At 37.7% G+C, this 19,689-nt stretch carries 20 protein-coding genes; 10 read left to right on the plus strand and 10 right to left on the minus strand.

Annotated elements, in window-relative coordinates; translation table 11 throughout:
- Nucleotides 1-16: 16 nt before the first annotated feature.
- From ACI6PS_RS06205 to ACI6PS_RS06225, 5 genes are all read right to left on the minus strand, one after another.
- Nucleotides 17-904 carry a rhomboid family intramembrane serine protease gene (locus ACI6PS_RS06205; RefSeq protein WP_421011681.1) on the minus strand — a complete coding sequence of 296 codons (888 nt, stop codon included), beginning with the start codon at nt 902-904 and terminating at the stop codon, nt 17-19.
- Between the two features lie 11 nt (nt 905-915).
- On the minus strand, nt 916-1,674 hold the full coding sequence (locus ACI6PS_RS06210) for a rhomboid family intramembrane serine protease (protein ID WP_421011682.1): 759 nt from the start codon (nt 1,672-1,674) through the stop codon (nt 916-918).
- Nucleotides 1,671-3,557, minus strand: a complete 1,887-nt coding sequence (mutL, locus tag ACI6PS_RS06215; protein WP_421011683.1) for a DNA mismatch repair endonuclease MutL — start codon at nt 3,555-3,557, stop codon at nt 1,671-1,673. The genes ACI6PS_RS06210 and mutL overlap by 4 nt, the downstream gene beginning before the upstream one ends.
- A 164-nt stretch (nt 3,558-3,721) precedes the next feature.
- Nucleotides 3,722-4,294, minus strand: coding sequence for a 6,7-dimethyl-8-ribityllumazine synthase (gene ribH, locus ACI6PS_RS06220; protein ID WP_421011684.1), 573 nt, complete (start codon nt 4,292-4,294; stop codon nt 3,722-3,724).
- A 58-nt stretch (nt 4,295-4,352) separates the two neighbouring features.
- Nucleotides 4,353-5,138: a tetratricopeptide repeat protein gene (locus ACI6PS_RS06225; protein ID WP_421011685.1), complete on the minus strand. Its 786-nt coding sequence runs from the start codon at nt 5,136-5,138 to the stop codon at nt 4,353-4,355.
- A 155-nt stretch (nt 5,139-5,293) separates the two neighbouring features.
- On the opposite strand from ACI6PS_RS06225, the gene recF reads away from it, so the two are divergent.
- The 8 genes from recF to ACI6PS_RS06265 all read left to right on the plus strand — a co-directional run bounded on the left by recF (nt 5,294) and on the right by ACI6PS_RS06265 (nt 12,544).
- Nucleotides 5,294-6,373 (plus strand): DNA replication/repair protein RecF, encoded by a 1,080-nt coding sequence (recF, locus tag ACI6PS_RS06230; RefSeq protein ID WP_421011686.1) that lies wholly within the window; start codon nt 5,294-5,296, stop codon nt 6,371-6,373.
- Nucleotides 6,374-6,443: 70 nt separating this feature from the next.
- Nucleotides 6,444-7,133 (plus strand): rhodanese-like domain-containing protein, encoded by a 690-nt coding sequence (locus tag ACI6PS_RS06235; RefSeq protein WP_421011687.1) that lies wholly within the window; start codon nt 6,444-6,446, stop codon nt 7,131-7,133.
- A gap of 2 nt (nt 7,134-7,135) precedes the next feature.
- Nucleotides 7,136-7,807: a DUF2461 domain-containing protein gene (locus tag ACI6PS_RS06240; protein WP_421011688.1), complete on the plus strand. Its 672-nt coding sequence runs from the start codon at nt 7,136-7,138 to the stop codon at nt 7,805-7,807.
- A gap of 149 nt (nt 7,808-7,956) precedes the next feature.
- Nucleotides 7,957-8,970 carry a UDP-N-acetylmuramate dehydrogenase gene (murB, locus tag ACI6PS_RS06245; protein WP_421011747.1) on the plus strand — a complete coding sequence of 338 codons (1,014 nt, stop codon included), beginning with the start codon at nt 7,957-7,959 and terminating at the stop codon, nt 8,968-8,970.
- A 72-nt stretch (nt 8,971-9,042) separates the two neighbouring features.
- On the plus strand, nt 9,043-9,657 hold the full coding sequence (locus ACI6PS_RS06250) for an FMN-binding negative transcriptional regulator (RefSeq protein WP_421011689.1): 615 nt from the start codon (nt 9,043-9,045) through the stop codon (nt 9,655-9,657).
- An 87-nt stretch (nt 9,658-9,744) separates the two neighbouring features.
- Nucleotides 9,745-10,854 (plus strand): glycosyltransferase, encoded by a 1,110-nt coding sequence (locus tag ACI6PS_RS06255; RefSeq protein WP_421011690.1) that lies wholly within the window; start codon nt 9,745-9,747, stop codon nt 10,852-10,854.
- Nucleotides 10,845-11,396 (plus strand): RNA polymerase sigma factor, encoded by a 552-nt coding sequence (locus tag ACI6PS_RS06260; RefSeq protein WP_421011691.1) that lies wholly within the window; start codon nt 10,845-10,847, stop codon nt 11,394-11,396. Before ACI6PS_RS06255 ends, ACI6PS_RS06260 begins: the two co-directional genes overlap by 10 nt.
- Nucleotides 11,397-11,695: 299 nt before the next feature.
- Nucleotides 11,696-12,544, plus strand: coding sequence for an energy transducer TonB (locus ACI6PS_RS06265; RefSeq protein WP_421011692.1), 849 nt, complete (start codon nt 11,696-11,698; stop codon nt 12,542-12,544).
- Between the two features lie 74 nt (nt 12,545-12,618).
- Here the strand turns inward: ACI6PS_RS06265 and ACI6PS_RS06270 are convergent, their stop codons facing one another.
- Together ACI6PS_RS06270 and ACI6PS_RS06275 are read right to left on the minus strand one after the other, a co-directional pair.
- Entirely contained in the window at nt 12,619-13,677 is a 1,059-nt protein-coding gene (locus ACI6PS_RS06270) for a nucleoid-associated protein (protein WP_421011693.1), read from the minus strand.
- A 116-nt stretch (nt 13,678-13,793) separates the two neighbouring features.
- On the minus strand, nt 13,794-14,333 hold the full coding sequence (locus ACI6PS_RS06275; RefSeq protein WP_421011694.1) for an IS1096 element passenger TnpR family protein: 540 nt from the start codon (nt 14,331-14,333) through the stop codon (nt 13,794-13,796).
- 426 nt (nt 14,334-14,759) lie between these two features.
- Between ACI6PS_RS06275 and prfA the strand changes: the two genes are divergently transcribed.
- Together prfA and pyrF are read left to right on the plus strand one after the other, a co-directional pair.
- Complete coding sequence (gene prfA, locus ACI6PS_RS06280; RefSeq protein WP_421011695.1) at nt 14,760-15,836, plus strand: peptide chain release factor 1; 1,077 nt, start codon at nt 14,760-14,762, stop codon at nt 15,834-15,836.
- A 119-nt stretch (nt 15,837-15,955) separates the two neighbouring features.
- Nucleotides 15,956-16,774 (plus strand): orotidine-5'-phosphate decarboxylase, encoded by an 819-nt coding sequence (gene pyrF / locus ACI6PS_RS06285; RefSeq protein WP_421011696.1) that lies wholly within the window; start codon nt 15,956-15,958, stop codon nt 16,772-16,774.
- Between the two features lie 71 nt (nt 16,775-16,845).
- On the opposite strand, the gene thrC is transcribed toward pyrF, so the two are convergent.
- From thrC to ACI6PS_RS06300, 3 genes are read right to left on the minus strand one after another with little or no spacing between them, the layout of a single operon-like run.
- Nucleotides 16,846-18,135 carry a threonine synthase gene (gene thrC, locus ACI6PS_RS06290; RefSeq protein WP_421011697.1) on the minus strand — a complete coding sequence of 430 codons (1,290 nt, stop codon included), beginning with the start codon at nt 18,133-18,135 and terminating at the stop codon, nt 16,846-16,848.
- The gene (locus ACI6PS_RS06295) at nt 18,136-18,765 is read right to left on the minus strand and encodes a class I SAM-dependent DNA methyltransferase (RefSeq protein WP_421011698.1); all 630 of its coding nucleotides are present in this window, start codon (nt 18,763-18,765) and stop codon (nt 18,136-18,138) included.
- Nucleotides 18,766-18,767: 2 nt separating this feature from the next.
- Complete coding sequence (locus ACI6PS_RS06300) at nt 18,768-19,688, minus strand: homoserine kinase (protein WP_421011699.1); 921 nt, start codon at nt 19,686-19,688, stop codon at nt 18,768-18,770.
- Nucleotide 19,689 lies beyond the last annotated feature (1 nt).

Here is a 19,689-nt window from a genome sequence, read left to right on the forward strand (position 1 = left end):
TTTGTTTCGAAATTACTTAATTTTTTCCAGCCTTAAACAAAAATTCTTTTTCTTCTTTCGTAAGACTATCATAACCTGACTGACTGATTTTGTCCAAGATTTCATCAATCTGTTGCTGTGTTTTGTCTTTTGTTACAATTCTTGAAGCTGTTTCTTTTTTAGGTTCTGGCTTGTAGTTCTTGTGTACTTTTTTGAAAGGCGTCGCTTTTTTTGGCTTAAACAAATTTGCAAAAAAATCTAAAACCACTGATATGATTTTGCTTAAATCTGTTCCGTTTTGCAATGCTTTTATAAATAGGAAACCGAAAAAAGCGCCACCTAAATGGGCAAGATGTCCACCGGTATTTTCTAATGGCAATTGGATTAAGTCGATGATCAGAATAAAGAGTGCAATGTGCCACAGTTTTACATTACCTATCAATAATAATCTCAATTCCATCAAAGGATTATACGTTACCGTTGCAAAGAGTATCGCCATCACAGCACCTGAAGCACCAACCAAAGTCGCATCTGAATTGGCTAAAGCCGGAAAAATAAAATAACTGATGATGTAAATCAAACCTGCGAAAACACTTCCTAAGATATACAATCCAAAGAGTTGCTTTTGGGTAAAATAGGTCGTGAACAATCTACTGGAAAAATTCAACATGATCATATTGAAAAGAATATGTAAGATTCCAGCATGAAAAAAAGCATAACTGATCAGCGACCAAGGTTTCCACAACAAGTCGGCTGGATTGGAGGAAAGGCTTACATACGACAGAAAATCAATCCGGATTTCAAATAAGGTCAACAGTCCAAAAACAATGTATGGTATGGCAAACAATCCTACATTCCAATAAATCAACCTATTGGCAACTCCTCCAATCCTATATTGCAGTTTTAAATCCTCTATTATGCTCATAAACTATTGAATTAATTCCAGCGGTTTCTGTTGAACTGATTTTTCTTCCAGTACCACATCATCAAAAATCCAGTCAAGGCACCTCCAATATGTGCAAAATGGGCTATTCCAGAAGTACTTCCAAAGATAGAACCTCCCTTTAAGCCTAAAAACAAATCGACAGCAAGAATACCTGGAACAAAATATTTGGCTTTTATAGGAATCGGAATAAACATCAACGCCAATTCAGCATTTGGAAACATAAACGCAAAGGCTACTAAAAGTCCATAAATAGCACCTGAAGCACCAACGGCAGGCGTAGCAAATCCACTAGCAAAAGAATCCAAGCCAGATTGACCTAAAACTTCAACCCATCTGGTATCAATTTTTCCATCGGTTAACAAACTGTAAATATCCGATTTCAAAAAACCCGCTTCGGTTAATGTTTGCAGACCAGAATTAAATTCATAATAATTAATACCAGTATGTAACAAGGCTGCACCCAATCCACATGAAATGTAAAAGAACAAGAATTTCTTGCCTCCCCAAAAATGTTCCAAAGCACTTCCAAAAGAATACAAGGCAAACATATTGAACAGGATGTGCATAAAATTTGGCAAAGCCGCATGCATAAACATGTGCGTCAAGGGTTGCCAAACTTGAAATTTATCATTTTCAAAAAAGTACAACGACAATAAATCGTATGCTGGTCTGCCCACGACTTGAGAGCCTATAAAAAAGATTATATTGATAATTAGTAACTGCTTTACAGTTGGTGTGATGTTCATCATATTGAGAATTTTTTATCTAGATCTTCCACACGCATCGTGATGAAAGTTGGTTTTTGAAAAGGCGAAACATTTGGATCCTTACACGCAAAGAGGCCGTTTACTAGGTTTTCCTGTTCTTTTTCGGTTAAATACGTTCCTGTTTTTACCGCCAAGCTCTTCGCCATCGACTTTGCAATACTGTCGTTCTGGCTAAAGCTGTTTTCTGGAATTCCATCCTGCAAATCGCCCAATAATTGTTCCAACACTATGGAAACTTCGCTTTCGGTAACATTGACAGGTATTCCCGAAATTACGATATGGTCCTCGGCTTCGGCTTCAAAAACAAATCCGGTATTCGCCAAGGCTACTTTTAATTCAGAAATCAATTCCAGTTCATTTTTGGAGAAAAATAAATTCAAAGGAAACAACAACTGCTGGCTTGCCGCCTGATGGATCGTCATATTGGTTAGGAATTGTTCGTACAGAACGCGTTGATGCGCTCTTTGCTGATCGACAATAACCATTCCCGATTTTATAGGATTTACGATGTATTTCTTATGAATCTGATACGTCTTATTGACTACTTTTTCCACTTCGCTATCATCAAACAAGGAAGCGGTAACCTCCTCGCTTTCAAAATGGATTTCAGTATTTTCAACTATTGCTTCTTCGGTATCCGTTTTCAAACCGACATACAAGCTTTCCCAACTCGCATTTTCTGTTCTTCTACTTCTAAAATTATCCGAAGAAGTTGAATAAGATGATGATGAAAAACTTGGTTTTGACGGCTTCTCCTCAGCAAAAGGATTGTAATTTCCATCGACTTGGATGGTTGGAAACGAAGCATCCTTGTTTTTATATTCGTAAGGCGTATCAAGGTTGGCATCACGATCAAAATCCAAAACCGGTGCCACATTGAATTGCCCCAGACTGTGCTTTATCGAAGATCTCAGAATTGCATACAAAGCATGCTCATCGTCAAACTTGATTTCAGTTTTTGTAGGATGGATATTGATATCGATCGTGTGCGGCGGAACATCCAAGTATAAAAAATAACTCGGCTGGCAACCGTCTTTCAGCAGACCTTCGTAGGCCGCCATGATTGCATGATGCAGATAGCCACTTTTTATATATCGATTATTGACAAAGAAAAACTGTTCTCCCCTGCTCTTTTTTGCAAATTCAGGCTTGGATACAAAACCTTGAATCGAAACAATCTCCGTTATTTCCTGGACAGGAACCAATTTTTCATTGGTTTTTCCCGAAAAAATATTGACAATCCTTTGTCTGGAATTTGAAGGCGGAAGATTAAACAATTCACTTCCGTTATGATAAAACGTAAAATAAATATTAGGATGCGCCAATGCAACACGTTGAAATTCATCTACGATATGACGATGCTCTACAACATCCGATTTCAAGAAATTTCGCCTTGCGGGAATATTAAAAAATAGATTCTTGATGGCAAACGAGGTTCCTTTTGGCAGAACAGCCAATTCCTGCGATACAAATTTACTTCCTTCAATCACAATATGGTGTCCCAATTCCTCCTGATCCTGTCTGGTTTTCATTTCCACATGTGCAATAGCCGCAATCGAAGCCAATGCTTCTCCGCGAAAACCTTTAGTGTGGAGGGAGAACAAATCTTCCGCCTGACGGATTTTGGAAGTTGCATGACGCTCAAAACACAAACGTGCATCGGTGACACTCATTCCCAAGCCATTATCTATGACTTGAACAAGCGATTTTCCAGCATCTTTTATAATTAATTTGATATCGGTGGCCTTTGCATCCACTGCATTTTCTAGGAGCTCCTTTACAACCGAAGCCGGACGCTGTACGACTTCTCCGGCTGCAATCTGGTTGGCTACGTGATCTGGAAGTAATTGAATTATACTTGACATCAAAAAAGTTTATTTCAGTTTTAAGGTGAATATTGTAAAAAATGTGGATTACAAATTTAACGAAATTATATTGGCTTTTTAGGCCTAAGCAATCATAATAAAAACAAAAAACCTGCAATTCTATAAGGATTACAGGTTTGATATAGGCTTTAATAAAAAGACCTCTATTCTTCTAAACGCTGACGTGTTTCATCAAGCAGAATCTGATGCTCGTTTATTAATTTCTGATTGTGAAATTGGTAATTCAAACTGGATTGCTGGCGTAAATAGGCCATTTTTATAGCTGCAATCGCCGCTTCAGTACCTTTATTTCCGTGAATACCGCCACTTCTGTCTATTGATTGCTGTTCGGTGTTATCGGTAAGCACACAAAAAATGACAGGAATATCCGATAGGACATTCAAATCCTTGATTCCCTGAGTTACGCCTTCACATACAAAATCAAAATGCTGTGTTTCGCCTTTGATGACGCTTCCAATCGTGATGACTACGTCTGGTTTTTGGGTTTCAATCATTTTTTTTGCTCCGTACACCAATTCGAAGCTTCCCGGAACATTCCATCGGATGATGTTTTCCTGTAACGTTCCGCAATCCAAAAGAGCGGTAATTGCTCCAGAAAAAAGTCCTTCCGTTATATGATCGTTCCATTCTGAAACAACAATCCCAAACCGAAAATCTTTCGCGTTTGGGATTGCGTTTTTATCGTAATTTGATAAATTCTTATTTGCAGTTGCCATTTTAATTTTAGATTTATGATTCTAAATTACAAATATAAATCTTAATATAAAACTAAAATTATTGGGCAAGTCCAATCAAGGCGTCAACTCCTTGAGCTTCTTGCGTATTTTCATAGTTGTCTTTAACATCTGTAAAGAACTTCAAAGCTTCTTCTTTATTTCCTAATGCCAATGAAGTTTTACCCGCTTTCAACAAGAAACGTGGTGTTGTAAATTCATTTTTATTAGATTCAGCCGCTTTCTTGTAGAAATCCAAAGCTTCTTTTTGTTGTCCTTTTTGAGAATGAGCATCACCGATTGCCCCGATAGCCAAAGCTTTCAAGATAGCATCATCAGAATTAAATTTTTCTAAATAAGTAATAGCGTTGTCATATTTACCAGTATTCAAATACGCCATACCAGCATAATAGTTTGCTAAATTTCCGGCATTAGTTCCAGAAAATTCATCAGCGATTTTCACAAATCCCCATTTTCCTTCAGAACCGTTTAGTGAAAGCGTATACAATGAATCACTTGAAGTTCCGTTTGCTGCCAAATCGAAATTCTTTTGCGCTACAAACATTTGTTGGGCGGCATCCGCTTCCTTAGGCTCAACAACAAATTTTGTATACAACAAATACCCGATAGCCGCTACAGCTACTGCTCCAACAACACCTAGAATAATTTTTTGGTTTCTAGCTACCCAGTCTTCCGTTCTGGAAGCAGTTTCGTCAAGTGAGTTAAATACTCCGGCAGTTGTACTGTCTTTTTCTTCAACCATTACATCATCCTCGATGTACTCGCCTTCCACTTTTTCTTCCTTTGGTTTAGGTGCTTTGTAACCTCTTTTATTGTAAGTTGCCATCAATTTTTAATTTAGTGAGGTGCAAAAATAAAATTTTTATTCATATTTAAAAGATGTTTTTGTGGTTATTTTTCAATAATTTGCACGCATCAAAAAAACCATTCCCGAACTGGACATTTTTGTATCGGAATTCTCAATAACAGCAGGCGCTTTCAATGTATTTAAAAAAAATATCCCTTTTCAATTATAAAAATTTTTCCGAAGCAAATTTCGATTTCGATGCAAAAATAAACTGCTTCGTTGGAAAAAATGGTGTTGGAAAAACCAATGTCCTGGATGCCATTTATCATTTGTCGTATGGAAAAAGTTACTTTAATCCGCTTGCCGTTCAAAACATCAAACACGGGGAAGAGTTTTTTGTAATTGATGCAGAATTCGAGAAAAATGAGCGTGTAGAACAGATTGTCTGCAGTTTGAAAAAAGGACAGAAAAAAATACTGAAACGCAACAGCAAGCAATATGAGAAATTCTCAGATCATATTGGCTTTATTCCATTGGTAATCATTTCTCCTGCAGATCGGGATTTGATTGTGGAAGGAAGCGAAACCAGAAGGAAGTTTATGGACAGCGTGATTTCGCAACTGGATGCCAATTACCTGCAACAGCTTATCCAATATCAAAAAATCATCAGCCAGCGAAATGCATTGTTGAAGTATTTTGCCCTGAATCATGTTTTTGAAACCGACACCTTAACTATATACAACGAACAGCTTGACGGCCTAGGGCAATCGATCTTTGAAAAAAGAAAAAGCTTTATTGCCGATTTTATTCCGATTTTCAACAAGCACCATCAAACCATTACGGATTCCATGGAAACCGTTCAACTGGTTTATGAAAGCAATTTGCACGAAAAAGATTTGCTTACACTTTTACAAGAAAGCATCAACAAGGACAGGATTTTACATTATACGAGTGTCGGAATTCATAAAGATGATTTGTCTTTTGAGATCGGGCATCATTCTATCAAAAAATTCGGCTCTCAAGGTCAGCAGAAGTCTTTTTTGATTGCCTTGAAATTGGCACAATTTGAATTTGTAAAGAAACAAAGCGGTGAGAATCCAATTCTTCTTTTTGATGATATTTTTGACAAATTGGACGAAAGTCGTGTTGAAAAAATTGTAGAAATGGTAAACAACGATACTTTCGGACAACTATTTATTTCGGATACGCATCCGGAAAGAACGGAAGCCATTATAAAATCGACACACCAGAGTTACAAAATGTTCAATTTGTAATTTTATTAAGACTTCAGAAACAGCAACCAAACTGAATATTACTTAATTTAGCTGTTCTAAAAAATTCAAAATGAAACTGCCCAGAATATTCCTTTCTTTTCTCTGCTTGCTCTTTATTTCCTGCAACGGCCAGCAAAAAGAAATCAAAAAGATTGAGCCGAAAGAGTTCTCCGAAAAGCTGCAATCCGAAAACCAGCCACAGCTTATTGATGTTAGAAGTCCGAAAGAATTCAGCGACCAACATCTTGACAATGCGATAAACATCAATTGGAATGGCGATGATTTCGATCAAAAAGTTTCTGAACTCGACAAGTCAAAACCTATTTATGTATATTGCCTCAGTGGTGGAAGAAGCAGCAGTGCTTCCAAAAAATTAGCAGAGATGGGCTTTAAGGACATTTACGAAATGAAAGGCGGCATTGTAAAATGGAATGCTTCCGGATTTGCCAAAAAAAGCAACGAAACCATCGGAATGAGTCTTGCCGATTATGAAAAATTATTGGTTTCCGATAAAAAAGTCTTGATTAATTTCTATGCCGACTGGTGTGCTCCCTGCGTAAGGATGAAACCTTTCATTACCAAGATGCAAAAGGACTTGAAAGATGTAACCATCATCCGTCTGGATGCCGATGCAAATAAAACACTTCTTACCGAATTAAAAATCGAAGAACTTCCAACCTTACTATTATATGAAAACAAGGAAGTAAAATGGAGGCATTCAGGTTTTCTAAGTGAGGAAGATTTAACTAAAAAATTATAACGATGCTGTCAAACGAATCCTTGCAATTTCTGGAAGATTTAAAAGCCAATAACAACCGTGACTGGTTTTTGGACAATAAAAAACGTTACGAACTTTTTAAGAAAGACTACCATCAATTGGTTTCTGATTTTTTGGATGCTATGAAACCGCTTGACCCTTCTTTGGAATTATTGGAGGTAAAAAATTGTACGTTCCGGATCAATCGTGATATTCGTTTCTCTAAAGACAAATCACCTTACAAAGCGCATCTTGGCATTTGGATGTCGGCTGGTGCAAAAGGCGCAAATCGTTCCGGCTATTACGTCCATATCGAAAAAGGCGGGAGTTTTATAGCAGGAGGATTTTATTCACCCGAAGCGGACGAACTGAAAAAAGTCCGCAAGGAAATTGCTTTTTTTTATGATGATTTGGAAGAAATTGTAAACGATAAAAACTTCAAAAAAGAATTTGGCAGTTTGGACCGAACCGAATCCAACAGCCTGAAGAATGCACCGAAAGATTATGAAAAAGACCATCCTGCAATTGAATTCTTAAAGTTGAAAAGCTATACAGCCTCGCAAAAATTCGACATCAAGGAAGTTACACAGAAAGACTTTGTAGCCAAAATGTCTAAAAAGCTGATTGCTTTAAAACCGCTGAACGATTTTATCAACCGAGCACTGACTTCTGAATAACATTGGCCACTGATGCACAGATTTTAAGCCTATCATTTATATAAATCTTCATAGAATTAAACTGCAAAATTTAAAATCAGTGCATCTGTGGCTGTACTTTTATTCAATTTCACTTACTTTTGAAGCGTTAATTATTGACCTTACAACTTATGGAAATCATCGAGAATTTCTCACTTAAAAAATACAATACTTTCGGAATTGAAGCCAAGGCAAAAGAGTTCACAGCCGTTCATTCGGTTGAGGAATTGAAAACTGTTTTAGCTGAAAATCCATCAAAAAAGAAATTCATTCTTGGAGGAGGAAGCAATATGCTGCTTACGCAAGACATTGATGCATTGGTAATCCATATCGATTTGAAAGGAAAGAAAATAATCCGTGAAGACGATGATTTTGTCTGGGTAGAAAGCCAGGCAGGTGAAAACTGGCACGAATTCGTACTTTGGACCATCAATCAAGATTTCGGCGGACTAGAAAACATGTCGCTTATTCCTGGGAATGTAGGTACAACGCCCGTGCAGAATATCGGTGCTTACGGAACTGAAATCAAGGACACTTTTGTTTCTTGTGATGCCGTCAGGATTGACAATCAAGAAACAAGAACTTTCTTGAAAAGCGAATGCCATTTCGGCTACCGTGAAAGTATTTTCAAAAATGAAGCAAAAGACCAATACATTATTACTTCTGTGGTTTTCAAGCTCACAAAACACAACCATAAGATCAACACTTCTTATGGAGATATTATGGCCGAATTGGCTAAACATAGCATTTCAGCACCAACTTTAAAGGACGTGAGCAACGCTGTAATTGCCATCCGCCAAAGCAAACTCCCGGACCCGAAGGAACTTGGAAACAGCGGAAGCTTCTTTAAAAACCCGATCATTTCTAGAACCGATTTCGAGAAAGTACAACAGAAATTTCCAGAAATCCGGTTTTTTGAAGTTTCCGATACCGAAGTAAAAGTTCCAGCGGGATGGCTTATCGAACAGGCCGGTTTCAAAGGAAAACGCTTTGGCGATGCTGGAATCCATAAAAACCAGGCTCTGGTTTTGGTAAATTATGGAAATGCGACCGGACAGGAAATTTTAAATGTTTCGAAAGATATCCAGGAAACAATTTTCAATACTTTCGGTATTCATATTGAAGCCGAAGTGAATGTGATATAGTTTTAGAGTTTAGAGTGCAGATTAAGAATACAATCTACACTCTAAAATCGTAAATCTAAATTCTAAAATCAAATGTATATCCCAGAAGAATACAAAAACAACAATCTCGAAGAAGTAAAAGCTTTTCTCCAGAAGAACAGTTTTGGAATCCTAATCAACCAGAGTGAAGGAAAACTTTGTGCGACGCATATTCCGCTTGAGCTTGAAAAAAGCGAAAATGGAAAAGACGTACTCTTCGGACATATTTCCATTGAAAATCCGCAATGGAAAGGTTTTGCATCTTCTGACAAGGTTTTGTGTGTGTTTTCCGGACCACACATTTACATCTCTTCCTCTTGGTATGATTTTGAGGGTGTTCCCACTTGGAATTACATTGCCGTCCACGTTTACGGAACAATAAAAATTATTGAAGGTGAAGCGCTTTTATCTTCTTTGAAAAAATTAGTCGACAAATACGAAGCCAATTCTGAAAATCCAGTAAAGGTTGAAAACCTTTCCAAGAAAACAATGATGATGGCAAGAGGCATTGTGGCTTTCGAAATTGAAATCGAAGAAATTCAAGCCCAGCATAAATTATCCCAAAACCGCGACCAGAAAAACTACGACAATGTCATTGCTGCACTCGAAAAAACAGGAAACAGCAGTGCCAAATCAATAGCAGAAGAAATGAAAAAATGTCCCCGATAAAGTTCTCAAATTTCTAATGCCAAATATTCGCCATTAAGAATTGATTTGCTTACTTTTGCACACATTTTTTAAAGACCATAAATTGCTATGCTTCTACCATTACTTTTTTATATTTTTATTGGTATTGTAATCCTTCAGTTTTGCTACTATGTACTTGTTTTTGGGAAATTTGCATTCGCAACACCTAAAAAGAACAATCCAAAACGCATTCCCGTTTCGGTAATCGTATGCGCAAAAAACGAAGCTGAAAACGTAGCAAAATTCATCCCCATTCTTGCCGCACAAAATTATCCTGATTTCGAAATCATCCTTATCGACGATGCTTCAAGCGATACCACACTCGATATTTTTGAAGAATTCGAAAAACAATATTCCAACATCCGATTGGTAAAAGTTGCCAATAATGAAGCTTTCTGGGGCAATAAGAAATTCGCCTTAACACTAGGAATAAAAGCTGCATCAAAGGAATATTTGCTCTTTACTGATGCCGATTGCTATCCAACTTCTGAAAATTGGATTGCAGAAATGAGCTCCAATTTCACCCTTCAAAAAACCATTATTCTAGGATATGGAGCCTATGAAAGAATTCCGAAATCATTCCTCAACAAAATCATCCGTTTCGAAACTTTGATGACTGCCGTTCAATATTTTTCTTGGGCAAAAATAGGCCAGCCCTACATGGGAGTTGGCCGAAATATGGCCTACAAAAAAGAGGAATTTTTTAACGTAAACGGTTTTATCGACCATATGAAGATTCGTTCCGGTGACGATGATTTGTTTATTAATCAAGCAGCCACAAGGAAAAACACAACCATCTGTTTCAATCCCGAAAGCTTCACCTATTCCAAACCAAAAACGTCGTTCAAGGATTGGTTTACACAAAAAAGAAGACACGTTTCTACTGCCGATTTTTACAAGCCTTTCGACAAGGTCCAGCTTGGCGTATTTTATGTATCGCAATTGCTATTTATCCTATTGCCAATAGTCCTTCTGGCTTTTCTCCACCAATGGATCATCGTGCTTTCCATCATCGGTTTCCGCTATCTTTTTGCTTGGATCGTGCTTGGTTTTTCAGCAGGAAAACTCAAGGAAAAAGATACCATCTATTGGTTCCCAGCTATCGAAATTATCCTTATATTCACACAGTTAAACGTCTTCATCACCAATATTTTTTCAAAACCAGTCCATTGGAAATAAAAAAGAAAATAGAAAAAGCGAAAAACGGCGACCAAGTTGCCTTCACTTCCCTATTGGATTTTTATTGGAATGAAGTCTATGGCTTCATGCTCAAACGTACCGAAAACGAAACCGATGCCGAAGACATCACCATCGAAACCTTTGCAAAGGCATTCGATAAGATTGCGACTTACAACCCCGATTTTCAATTCAACACCTGGCTGATTGCCATAGCCAAGAATGTCCATATCGACCTCTTGCGCAAGAAAAAATCATCACTTTTCATTGAGATTACCGACGAAGAAGACCATCAGGCCTACAATGTCGCCGACACTACCCCTTCCGCCGAAGATGAACTCATCACCGAGCAGAACCTTTCACAGCTCCTGCAATACATCAAGGAGCTGAAACCACATTATCAGGAAGTGATCCAGTTGCGTTATTTCCAAGAATTAAGCTATCAGGAAATCGCCGACAAGATTGAAGAACCATTGAATAATGTAAAAATCAAGATACTTCGTGCTAAAAAACTTCTGGCCGAAATCATCCAAAACAAACGCTGATTTTATTTAAGGAGCGAAACGCTCGGGCAAAGAATAAAACCATATTCCTGCTGCTGGAACTCGCTTTCGCAAGCGAAGAGCTCAAACAATTCCAGCATCAGGGCTAATTAGCCAATCATAACCCCTTCGATAGTCCCAAATTTATTCTATTGCTCCTTACTTCAACACCTTAATGTTATCTAAAAAACATTTCTAAAATTATCAACAATTTCATAATAATTTTCTTAATCCTTACGTTTAAGATAAAAAATACACTTCGCCTATGCATCATTAATACTTAACTTTAACAAATCATAACTATGTCTAATGTAAGTATTTTCGAAACCCGATGGATTGAACTTGTCTTTGAAGGCAAAAACAAAGAGTATGGCGCCTACCAACTGCGTCAGGAGAATCCAAGAACAACGGTAAAAGCATTGCTAATTGCAACAACATTGCTTGTTTTGCTCTTTGCAAGCATCAAGATCTCTAGCCTTTTTGCAAAGGAACAAATTACTGATAAAAACGGAATCTTGGCCACGCCATTAGAATTTACTGATATCGTAGTTGACCCTTTCAAAAAAGAACCTAAAAAAACAGATGCCTTGCCACCTGCCAAAAAAGAAGAACCTAAAAAAGAACTCAACAAAGAAAATCTTGTAGATCCAACAGTTGTTGAAAAAGACAAAGCCAAAACAGATATCGCTACCAACAAAGAAGCAGAAACCAATCCCACCCAAGGATCTCCTGAGGGAATTGCAACAGGGAATGAAGGAACAGGAACAGAAGGAGGTATTGAAGGTGGAAAAGGAAAAGAAAGTGGTGGTGGTGATGGAATTGAAGAACCAAAAGGCCCTTACATTGAAGCAACATTGGACGTAAAGCCTTCTTTTCCTGGTGGAATTGATAACTTCTATAAATATGTTGCAAAGAATTTCAAAACACCGGAAATGGATAATGAAAAGGCAATTAAAGTTTACGTTTCCTTCGTTATCGAAAAAGACGGAACCATGACCGACATTCGAGTTCCGAGAAACCCAGGATACGGATTGGACAAAGAAGCCATTAGAGTCTTGAAATCATTAAATATAAAATGGTCTCCGGGAATGATAAAAGGAAAACCTGTAAGAACTTCTTACAATCTGCCTATAAATGTCCAGGTTCGATAACCACAAAACACCTAAAGCAAAAAACCGCAAAAGAATTATCTTTTGCGGTTTTGTATTTTAAACACTAACATTTGTTATGACTTCTGTTCCTTATTAAAGTAAACCAGATAATAATACATCTGCTTCTCCTCGTCCCAACCTTTTTCTACAAATTTCTCAGCACTTTCAGGATTGATGAAATCAAGCTTTATTTGAATATTGGTATCCAGATTAATCACGTTTTTCATCTTTCTTCTCGCATCCGAAACTGCAGCATTGGCAATTGGGAAATTCGTAATATCTTCAATGCTGTATTTCTCTCCTTTATCTACCTTATAATTTTTGAATTCCGGAATCAAATCGGGATTGTCCAGAACTTCATTCAAGAAATTGGTTTCTTCAAACTCATCGTTCTTTGCAAAATAATTCACCGAACGGTTCATAAACATCACTTCTTCTTTCTTGTCTTCTGCAGGAAGCACCACATCTTTTGCAAAATCCTGAACAAACTTCAAGTATTTCTTGGTCATGAAGTTTTCGTCTTGGAAAGCATCAACCGAAAGGAAATGCTCCAACCAATATCTCGCATCATAACGGTTACTGTCCACCGTTAAGATCTTATAACCTTCCTCTTTCTTGTGATTGAAAATCAAGCAACCCTTATCCAACTTATTCAAGTTGATTCCTTGCTGCAGGATCATTTCCAAATGGGTATCTTTTTCTTCAAACTGCAAGAAATCGGCCTGCAATTCGCTTTTAAAGATTCCAATCGCATCCACAACATTGTTATCGATACTCACATTCGTCAAATAAGCCACATACACCTCACCATTCTTGATATGAGGATGATTGGATTGCTCAAACAAATGCTTCGTAATCTTCTTCGAAACCTCATGCACACTCGATGGATCCGTAAAAATATCCGAAGCCAATTTAAACATATCATTGTAATCCAAATCAACCTCATGGGCAAACTGGAAATAGTTTTCTTCTTTTTCCCTGAACGGCTTAAAAAAGTATTCCTTAATCAACGGCACAATCTCATCTCCCAAAGAAAACGGTTGTTCCGATAAAAAAATAGCCTCATTACGGCTCTTGTTTCCCACTCTGTGGATGGAAAGCGACTCAATATGAGTGTTGAATAAATTGATCATTTTTTTGGTTGTATTAGATAAAAGAACCAAGAAGAAAGATATGAAAACCTTAACCTCTTGGTCCTTTAGTATTATTTATGCAAGTCTTTTCTCTTGCTTCTTTTTTCTATTTCTGACTAATTCCAGTTTTCCTCGAAACCATAATCCTCGAAGTTATCGCCACCATCAAGATTATCCAGGTCATCCTCATCAAAATCATCTTCATAGTCGCCATAAATATCATCGTTCATGTCGGCTTCAAAGCTCTTTTCCATTGCTTCATCCGGCATTTCACCGTGCGAAAACAACAAGTTTGGATAAATCAGGCCAATTTCCTGATCCTCAATCGCCGCCAATTCTACCAAAAATGTCCACATATTGATAAAATCATACACATAAATAATCTTCGTATTCTCGGCATCCAAAATATCCGAAAGCGGATAATCGCTCATAATCCTTTGCTCGCCAGGAACATCTCCCGTGTCAAAAAGCGAAATCTCATCCTCCTGGTTCCACGTTTCATCACACGTATAAAACGATGCCACTTCCATCCCGTCAAACCCAAAAGCGTTAAAAATTGCATTGTGCAAATCCTCTAAAGTATCGTCTTCAAGTATTGCAATATCCCTAAAAACATCCTCCTCGGCATCAAGAATAACTCTGAATTTATAAACCATAATCTGTAAATAATATTGAGACGCCAAAGGTAAAATTTATATTCTGTTTTCCTCTAAAAAGTAATCAACAAAATTTGCGTATGGATTTTTTGGAGCACCACATTTGGCTTCTTTTTTATCCATGTTCCCGCTACTGGAACTCGCTTTAAACCTGTTGGTCACAGGTTTAAGAGCTCAGACAATTCCAGTATCGGGGCTAGATTAAAAACTTTAGGCATTCTTTAAACTTGTGGGACTCACTTTGCGTCAAACAAAGACCTAACAGTCCCGAAGCTTCGGGATGAAAACCTGTTAGGTCTCTAAAATCAAAAGCTAAAAACACAATCCACATCAACCTAAAACCCAGAACCTACAACCTTAAACACACCTCTTTCAACTTACAACTATTTTTCGTAAATTTGCACTCCAAATAAAGGAAAGAAAAAGATGTTAGATAGATTGCAAATAGTAAAACAGCGTTTCGACGAGATTTCAGACTTGATTATCCAGCCTGATGTAATCGCCGACCAAAAGCGTTATGTTCAGCTAAATAAGGAATATAAGGACTTGAAAGCATTGGCTGAAAAGCGCGATGAATACGTGACCATTATGGGAAATATCGACGAAGCAAACGAAATTATTGCCGACGGTAGCGACCCAGAAATGACCGAAATGGCCAAAATGCAATTGGAAGAAGCCAAAGAGCGTTTGCCAGAATTGGAAGAAGAAATCAAATTCATGCTGATTCCTAAAGATGCTGAAGACGCCAAGAACGTAATGGTCGAAGTACGTGCCGGAACCGGTGGCGACGAAGCCAGCATTTTTGCCGGCGATTTGTTCCGTATGTACACAAAATATTGCGAAAGCAAGGGTTGGAAAACTTCTGTTGTCGATATGAACGAAGGAACCTCAGGTGGTTTCAAGGAGATTATTTTTGAAGTTACAGGAGAGGACGTTTACGGAACTTTGAAATTTGAAGCGGGAGTTCACCGTGTGCAACGTGTGCCACAAACAGAAACACAAGGTCGTGTTCATACCTCAGCAGCAACCGTAATGGTTTTGCCAGAAGCGGAAGAATTTGATGTTCAGATTGACATGAACGATGTTCGTGTGGACTTTTTCTGTTCTTCAGGACCTGGAGGACAATCGGTAAATACTACGAAATCTGCTGTACGTTTGACACACATTCCTACAGGATTGGTGGCGCAATGTCAGGACCAGAAATCACAGCATAAAAATAAGGATAAGGCTTTGGGCGTTTTACGTTCCCGTTTGTACGAACAAGAATTGGCTAAGAAACAAGCCGAAGATGCTTCGAAACGTACTTCTCAGGTAAGTTCTGGAGACCGTTCTGCAAAAATCCGCACCTATAATTATTCTCAAGGCCGTGTAACCGACCACAGAATCGGAATGGATATTTTCGATATGGATGGCGTGATGAACGGTAAGATCCAAAAATTGATTGACGAGTTGCAACTCGTGAACAATATGGAAAAACTGAAAGAAGCCAGCGAAGTTTTCTAATTAGAAGATAGAGAAAAGAAGAAAGATACAAGATGCCAGACAAAATAGTTTGGCATTTTTTTTAACACCTTGCGAACTTTGCGAAAATCTTTGCGAACTTTGCGGTTAAACTAACTACAATGACTACACAACAACTAATACAACAAATCCAACTAAAAAAATCTTTTCTAAGCGTCGGTCTCGATGTTGATTTGACAAAGATTCCAAAACATCTTCTCGAAACTGAAGACCCAATTTTTGAATTCAACAAGGCCATCATTGATGCCACACATGATTTGTGTGTTTCCTACAAACCAAATACGGCTTTTTACGAAGCTTACGGTCTAAAAGGATGGCAGGCACTTCAAAAAACCGTCAATTACATCAACGAAAATTATCCGGAAATGTTTACGATTGCCGATGCAAAACGTGGTGATATAGGGAATACTTCTTCCATGTATGCCAAGGCTTTTTTTGAAGACATGCATTTTGATTCGGTTACTGTTGCTCCCTATATGGGAAAGGATTCTGTTGAACCTTTTCTAGCTTTCAAGAACAAGCACACGATTTTACTGGCTCTGACATCCAACGAAGGTGCATTTGATTTCCAGACACAAAAAATCGACGGAAAGGAAGTATACAAGCAAGTTTTGGAAACTTCTAAAATGTGGAAAAACAGCGAAAACCTGATGTATGTTGTGGGTGCCACCAAGGCAGAATACCTGACGGATATCCGAAAAATTGTTCCTGATAGTTTTCTCTTAATTCCAGGTGTTGGCGCTCAAGGCGGAAGTCTTTCAGATGTTTGCAAATATGGAATGAATAGCAATGTCGGTTTGCTTATTGCTTCTTCAAGATCTATTATTTATGCTTCAAATCAAAAGGATTTTGCTGAAAAAGCAAGAGAAGAAGCGTTGAAAATGCAACAGGAAATGGCTTCAATTTTAGCCAAACAATAACTATTTTTCGCCACGAATACACAAATTTTCACAAATCAATTCGTGGAAATTTGTGTATTCGTGGCGAATATTTATCTCAAAAAAGCTTTCAAATCTTCGTAGCTTTTGATTTTTATACTTTTCTTTTCTTTCCCCATCATACTTTCGATCTGCACTGGAATAGGAAGTTTGACATTTAGAGTTTCTTCTACAATTTCCAAAAACTTTACCGAATGTGCGGTTTCTAGAAAAACACCGATACTTTCCGTATTGTTTTGCAATTGTTTCTTTAATCCCAAATAACCAACAGCTCCGTGAGGTTCCGCTATATATCCGCTGATTTCATAAATATGTTTCAAGGCATCGGTTGTTTCTGCATCTGAAAAACTGAAAGACGAAAAATCCTTTTCAAAAGCTTTCAAATCGTTTCCATACATTTCCTGAATACGAACAAAATTACTAGGATTTCCAACATCCATAGCATTAGAAATTGTGGCTTTCGAAGGTTTTGGCTCATAAGTTCCATTCTCCAAAAACCTTGGAACCGTATCGTTTGCATTGGTTGAGGCAACAAAATGTTCAATGGGCAAGCCTAATTTTTTAGCCAAGATTCCAGCACATATATTCCCGAAATTCCCACTCGGACAAGAAACCACAAGCGATTTTCCAGATTTCTTCAGTTGTTTATAAGCAAAGAAAAAATAAAACATCTGTGGCAACCACCTTGCAATATTGATGGAATTGGCAGAAGTCAGATTCTTGTGATGTAGACTTTCATCCAGAAAAGCTTTCTTTACCATATCCTGGCAATCATCAAAAACACCATCCACTTCGAGTGCTGTAATATTCTGCCCCAAAGTCGTCAGTTGCTTTTCCTGAATGTCGCTCACTTTTCCTGATGGGAATAAAATAACCACCTCAACGCCTTGTACTCCCAAAAAACCACTTGCAACCGCTCCTCCAGTGTCCCCAGAAGTGGCCACTAGAACAGTATTCTTGCTATTACTTTTATCCTTATTAAAATAAGCCAGACATCGCGCCATAAATCGTGCTCCAACATCCTTGAAAGCCATCGTTGGTCCGTGAAAAAGCTCAAGTGAATAAACATCCTTCTCTACTTCTACCAAAGGAAAATAAAAACACAAGGTCTCCGCTATGATTTGTTTTAAAGTAGTTTCTGGAATTTCATCGCCAACAAATTGTCTGATGACTTCAAATGCAATTGTTTCGTTGGATAGATTTTCAATGGTATCATAAAAATCTCCTTCAATTGGCGTTATATTTTCTGGAAAGTACAATCCCTTATCCTGAGCCAATCCTTGAATGACAGCTTCTTGAAAAGATACTTTTATTGCTTTATTGTTTAAACCGTAATATTTCATCTATGTTCTTGCTATTAAAATGGTGTGTATTTCGTTTGTTCCGTCCTTTCTGGTGTAATCCTTATGACTGATATTCATGATTTCAAAACCGTTTTCCGACAGTTCCGTTTTTATATTTTCTAAATCATGGTAATAAAAATAAACCTTATCGCCACTACTCCCCGATTGATATCCTGATTGTTCATAATCACCTTCCATAAAACTTAAATACAGAATCCCCTTTTCCGAAAGCAGATTTTTGGTGTCCATTATCAATTTGGAACAATCTGATTTTGATAAATACGGAATACAAAACCCACAGATTATACCCTCGAATTCAGTTTTGAATTCCTCAATATTCCGACTGTCCATTACTCGAAAAATAGCTTTTGGATTGTTTTTCTTTGCCAATTCAACCATATTAGGAGCTATATCAATTCCTACCAAATCAAAATCGGGTCGCTTGGAAAGCATATATTTCGTGATATTTCCTGGTCCACAACCAATTTCTAAGATTTTAGGTTTGGCTTTTTCGATTGCTTCACAAAATACATCATAGGTATCGTTGTATAAATCCAAATCCATAAAATGCTCTTCATACAAGGAGGCAACTTTGTTCCAACTTTCAAATGTTGTTTTGTATTTATCCATAATTAAATGATTTTTATCCCTTCGTCATTAATTTTAGAAACGTGAATTTCATACGGCAAATTGATTCCGTCATACACTTCACTCATCACTTTGGCTACTTTTTCGGCGGTTGCCTTTCCTTTACTTAAAGCAAAAATGGATGGTCCCGAACCTGAAATACCAACTCCCAAAGCTCCATTTTCAAGGGCTGTCTTCTTTACCAAATCAAATGCAGGAATCAAGATACTTCGCAAAGGTTCTACAATTTCATCGTGTAATGAACGTCCAATCAATTCGTAATCGTTGGTGTATAAACCTGCAATCAGACCACCCACATTTCCCCATTGTACGATGGCACTTTTGAGTGAAATATTCTGTTTTAAAATCGAACGGGCATCAGAAGTCCTCAACTCAATCTGAGGATGGATTACCGTTGCAAACATCTCATCTGGACTCTTAATCTTGATGATGTCCAAAGGTTCATAACTCCTCACCAATGTAAATCCGCCCAATAAGGCTGGAGCGACATTATCGGCATGGGCACTTCCGCTTGCAAGTTTTTCGCCTTCCATTGCAAATTTCACCAATTCTTTACGTGTAAAAGGTCTTCCCAACAATTCATTGATTCCGAAAACAGCTCCTGCCGAACTTGCAGCACTGCTTCCAATACCGCTACCCGCTTTGATGTTTTTATAGATTTCAATCTCAAATCCAAACTCGGTTTCAATATTTTCAAGCATCGCCAAAGCAGCAACACCTGCCACATTTTTTTCAGTTTCCAATGGCAAATCGGCACCAAAAATTTTGGTAATTCGGATGCCTTTTTGATTGGTTTTTCGGATAATCATTTCATCGCCGACATTCTCCAAACACAATCCGAGGATGTCAAATCCACAAGATAGGTTGGCAATTGTTCCTGGAGCGAATAGTTTTATTTCGTTCATT

Source organism: Flavobacterium sp. PLA-1-15 (genome assembly GCF_049060005.1).
Classification (GTDB): domain Bacteria; phylum Bacteroidota; class Bacteroidia; order Flavobacteriales; family Flavobacteriaceae; genus Flavobacterium.

Excerpts from the sequence above, each read along its gene's own strand:
- ACI6PS_RS06205 (WP_421011681.1), bottom strand. The coding sequence starts at position 904 with ATGAGCATAATAGAGGATTTAAAACTGCAATATAGGATTGGAGGAGTT.
- ACI6PS_RS06210 (WP_421011682.1), bottom strand. The coding sequence starts at position 1,674 with ATGATGAACATCACACCAACTGTAAAGCAGTTACTAATTATCAATATA.
- mutL (WP_421011683.1), bottom strand. The coding sequence starts at position 3,557 with ATGTCAAGTATAATTCAATTACTTCCAGATCACGTAGCCAACCAGATT.
- ribH (WP_421011684.1), bottom strand. The coding sequence starts at position 4,294 with ATGGCAACTGCAAATAAGAATTTATCAAATTACGATAAAAACGCAATC.
- ACI6PS_RS06225 (WP_421011685.1), bottom strand. The coding sequence starts at position 5,138 with ATGGCAACTTACAATAAAAGAGGTTACAAAGCACCTAAACCAAAGGAA.
- recF (WP_421011686.1), top strand. The coding sequence starts at position 5,294 with ATGTATTTAAAAAAAATATCCCTTTTCAATTATAAAAATTTTTCCGAA.
- ACI6PS_RS06235 (WP_421011687.1), top strand. The coding sequence starts at position 6,444 with ATGAAACTGCCCAGAATATTCCTTTCTTTTCTCTGCTTGCTCTTTATT.
- ACI6PS_RS06240 (WP_421011688.1), top strand. The coding sequence starts at position 7,136 with ATGCTGTCAAACGAATCCTTGCAATTTCTGGAAGATTTAAAAGCCAAT.
- murB (WP_421011747.1), top strand. The coding sequence starts at position 7,957 with ATGGAAATCATCGAGAATTTCTCACTTAAAAAATACAATACTTTCGGA.
- ACI6PS_RS06250 (WP_421011689.1), top strand. The coding sequence starts at position 9,043 with ATGTATATCCCAGAAGAATACAAAAACAACAATCTCGAAGAAGTAAAA.
- ACI6PS_RS06255 (WP_421011690.1), top strand. The coding sequence starts at position 9,745 with ATGCTTCTACCATTACTTTTTTATATTTTTATTGGTATTGTAATCCTT.
- ACI6PS_RS06265 (WP_421011692.1), top strand. The coding sequence starts at position 11,696 with ATGTCTAATGTAAGTATTTTCGAAACCCGATGGATTGAACTTGTCTTT.
- ACI6PS_RS06270 (WP_421011693.1), bottom strand. The coding sequence starts at position 13,677 with ATGATCAATTTATTCAACACTCATATTGAGTCGCTTTCCATCCACAGA.
- ACI6PS_RS06275 (WP_421011694.1), bottom strand. The coding sequence starts at position 14,333 with ATGGTTTATAAATTCAGAGTTATTCTTGATGCCGAGGAGGATGTTTTT.
- prfA (WP_421011695.1), top strand. The coding sequence starts at position 14,760 with ATGTTAGATAGATTGCAAATAGTAAAACAGCGTTTCGACGAGATTTCA.
- pyrF (WP_421011696.1), top strand. The coding sequence starts at position 15,956 with ATGACTACACAACAACTAATACAACAAATCCAACTAAAAAAATCTTTT.
- thrC (WP_421011697.1), bottom strand. The coding sequence starts at position 18,135 with ATGAAATATTACGGTTTAAACAATAAAGCAATAAAAGTATCTTTTCAA.
- ACI6PS_RS06295 (WP_421011698.1), bottom strand. The coding sequence starts at position 18,765 with ATGGATAAATACAAAACAACATTTGAAAGTTGGAACAAAGTTGCCTCC.
- ACI6PS_RS06300 (WP_421011699.1), bottom strand. The coding sequence starts at position 19,688 with ATGAACGAAATAAAACTATTCGCTCCAGGAACAATTGCCAACCTATCT.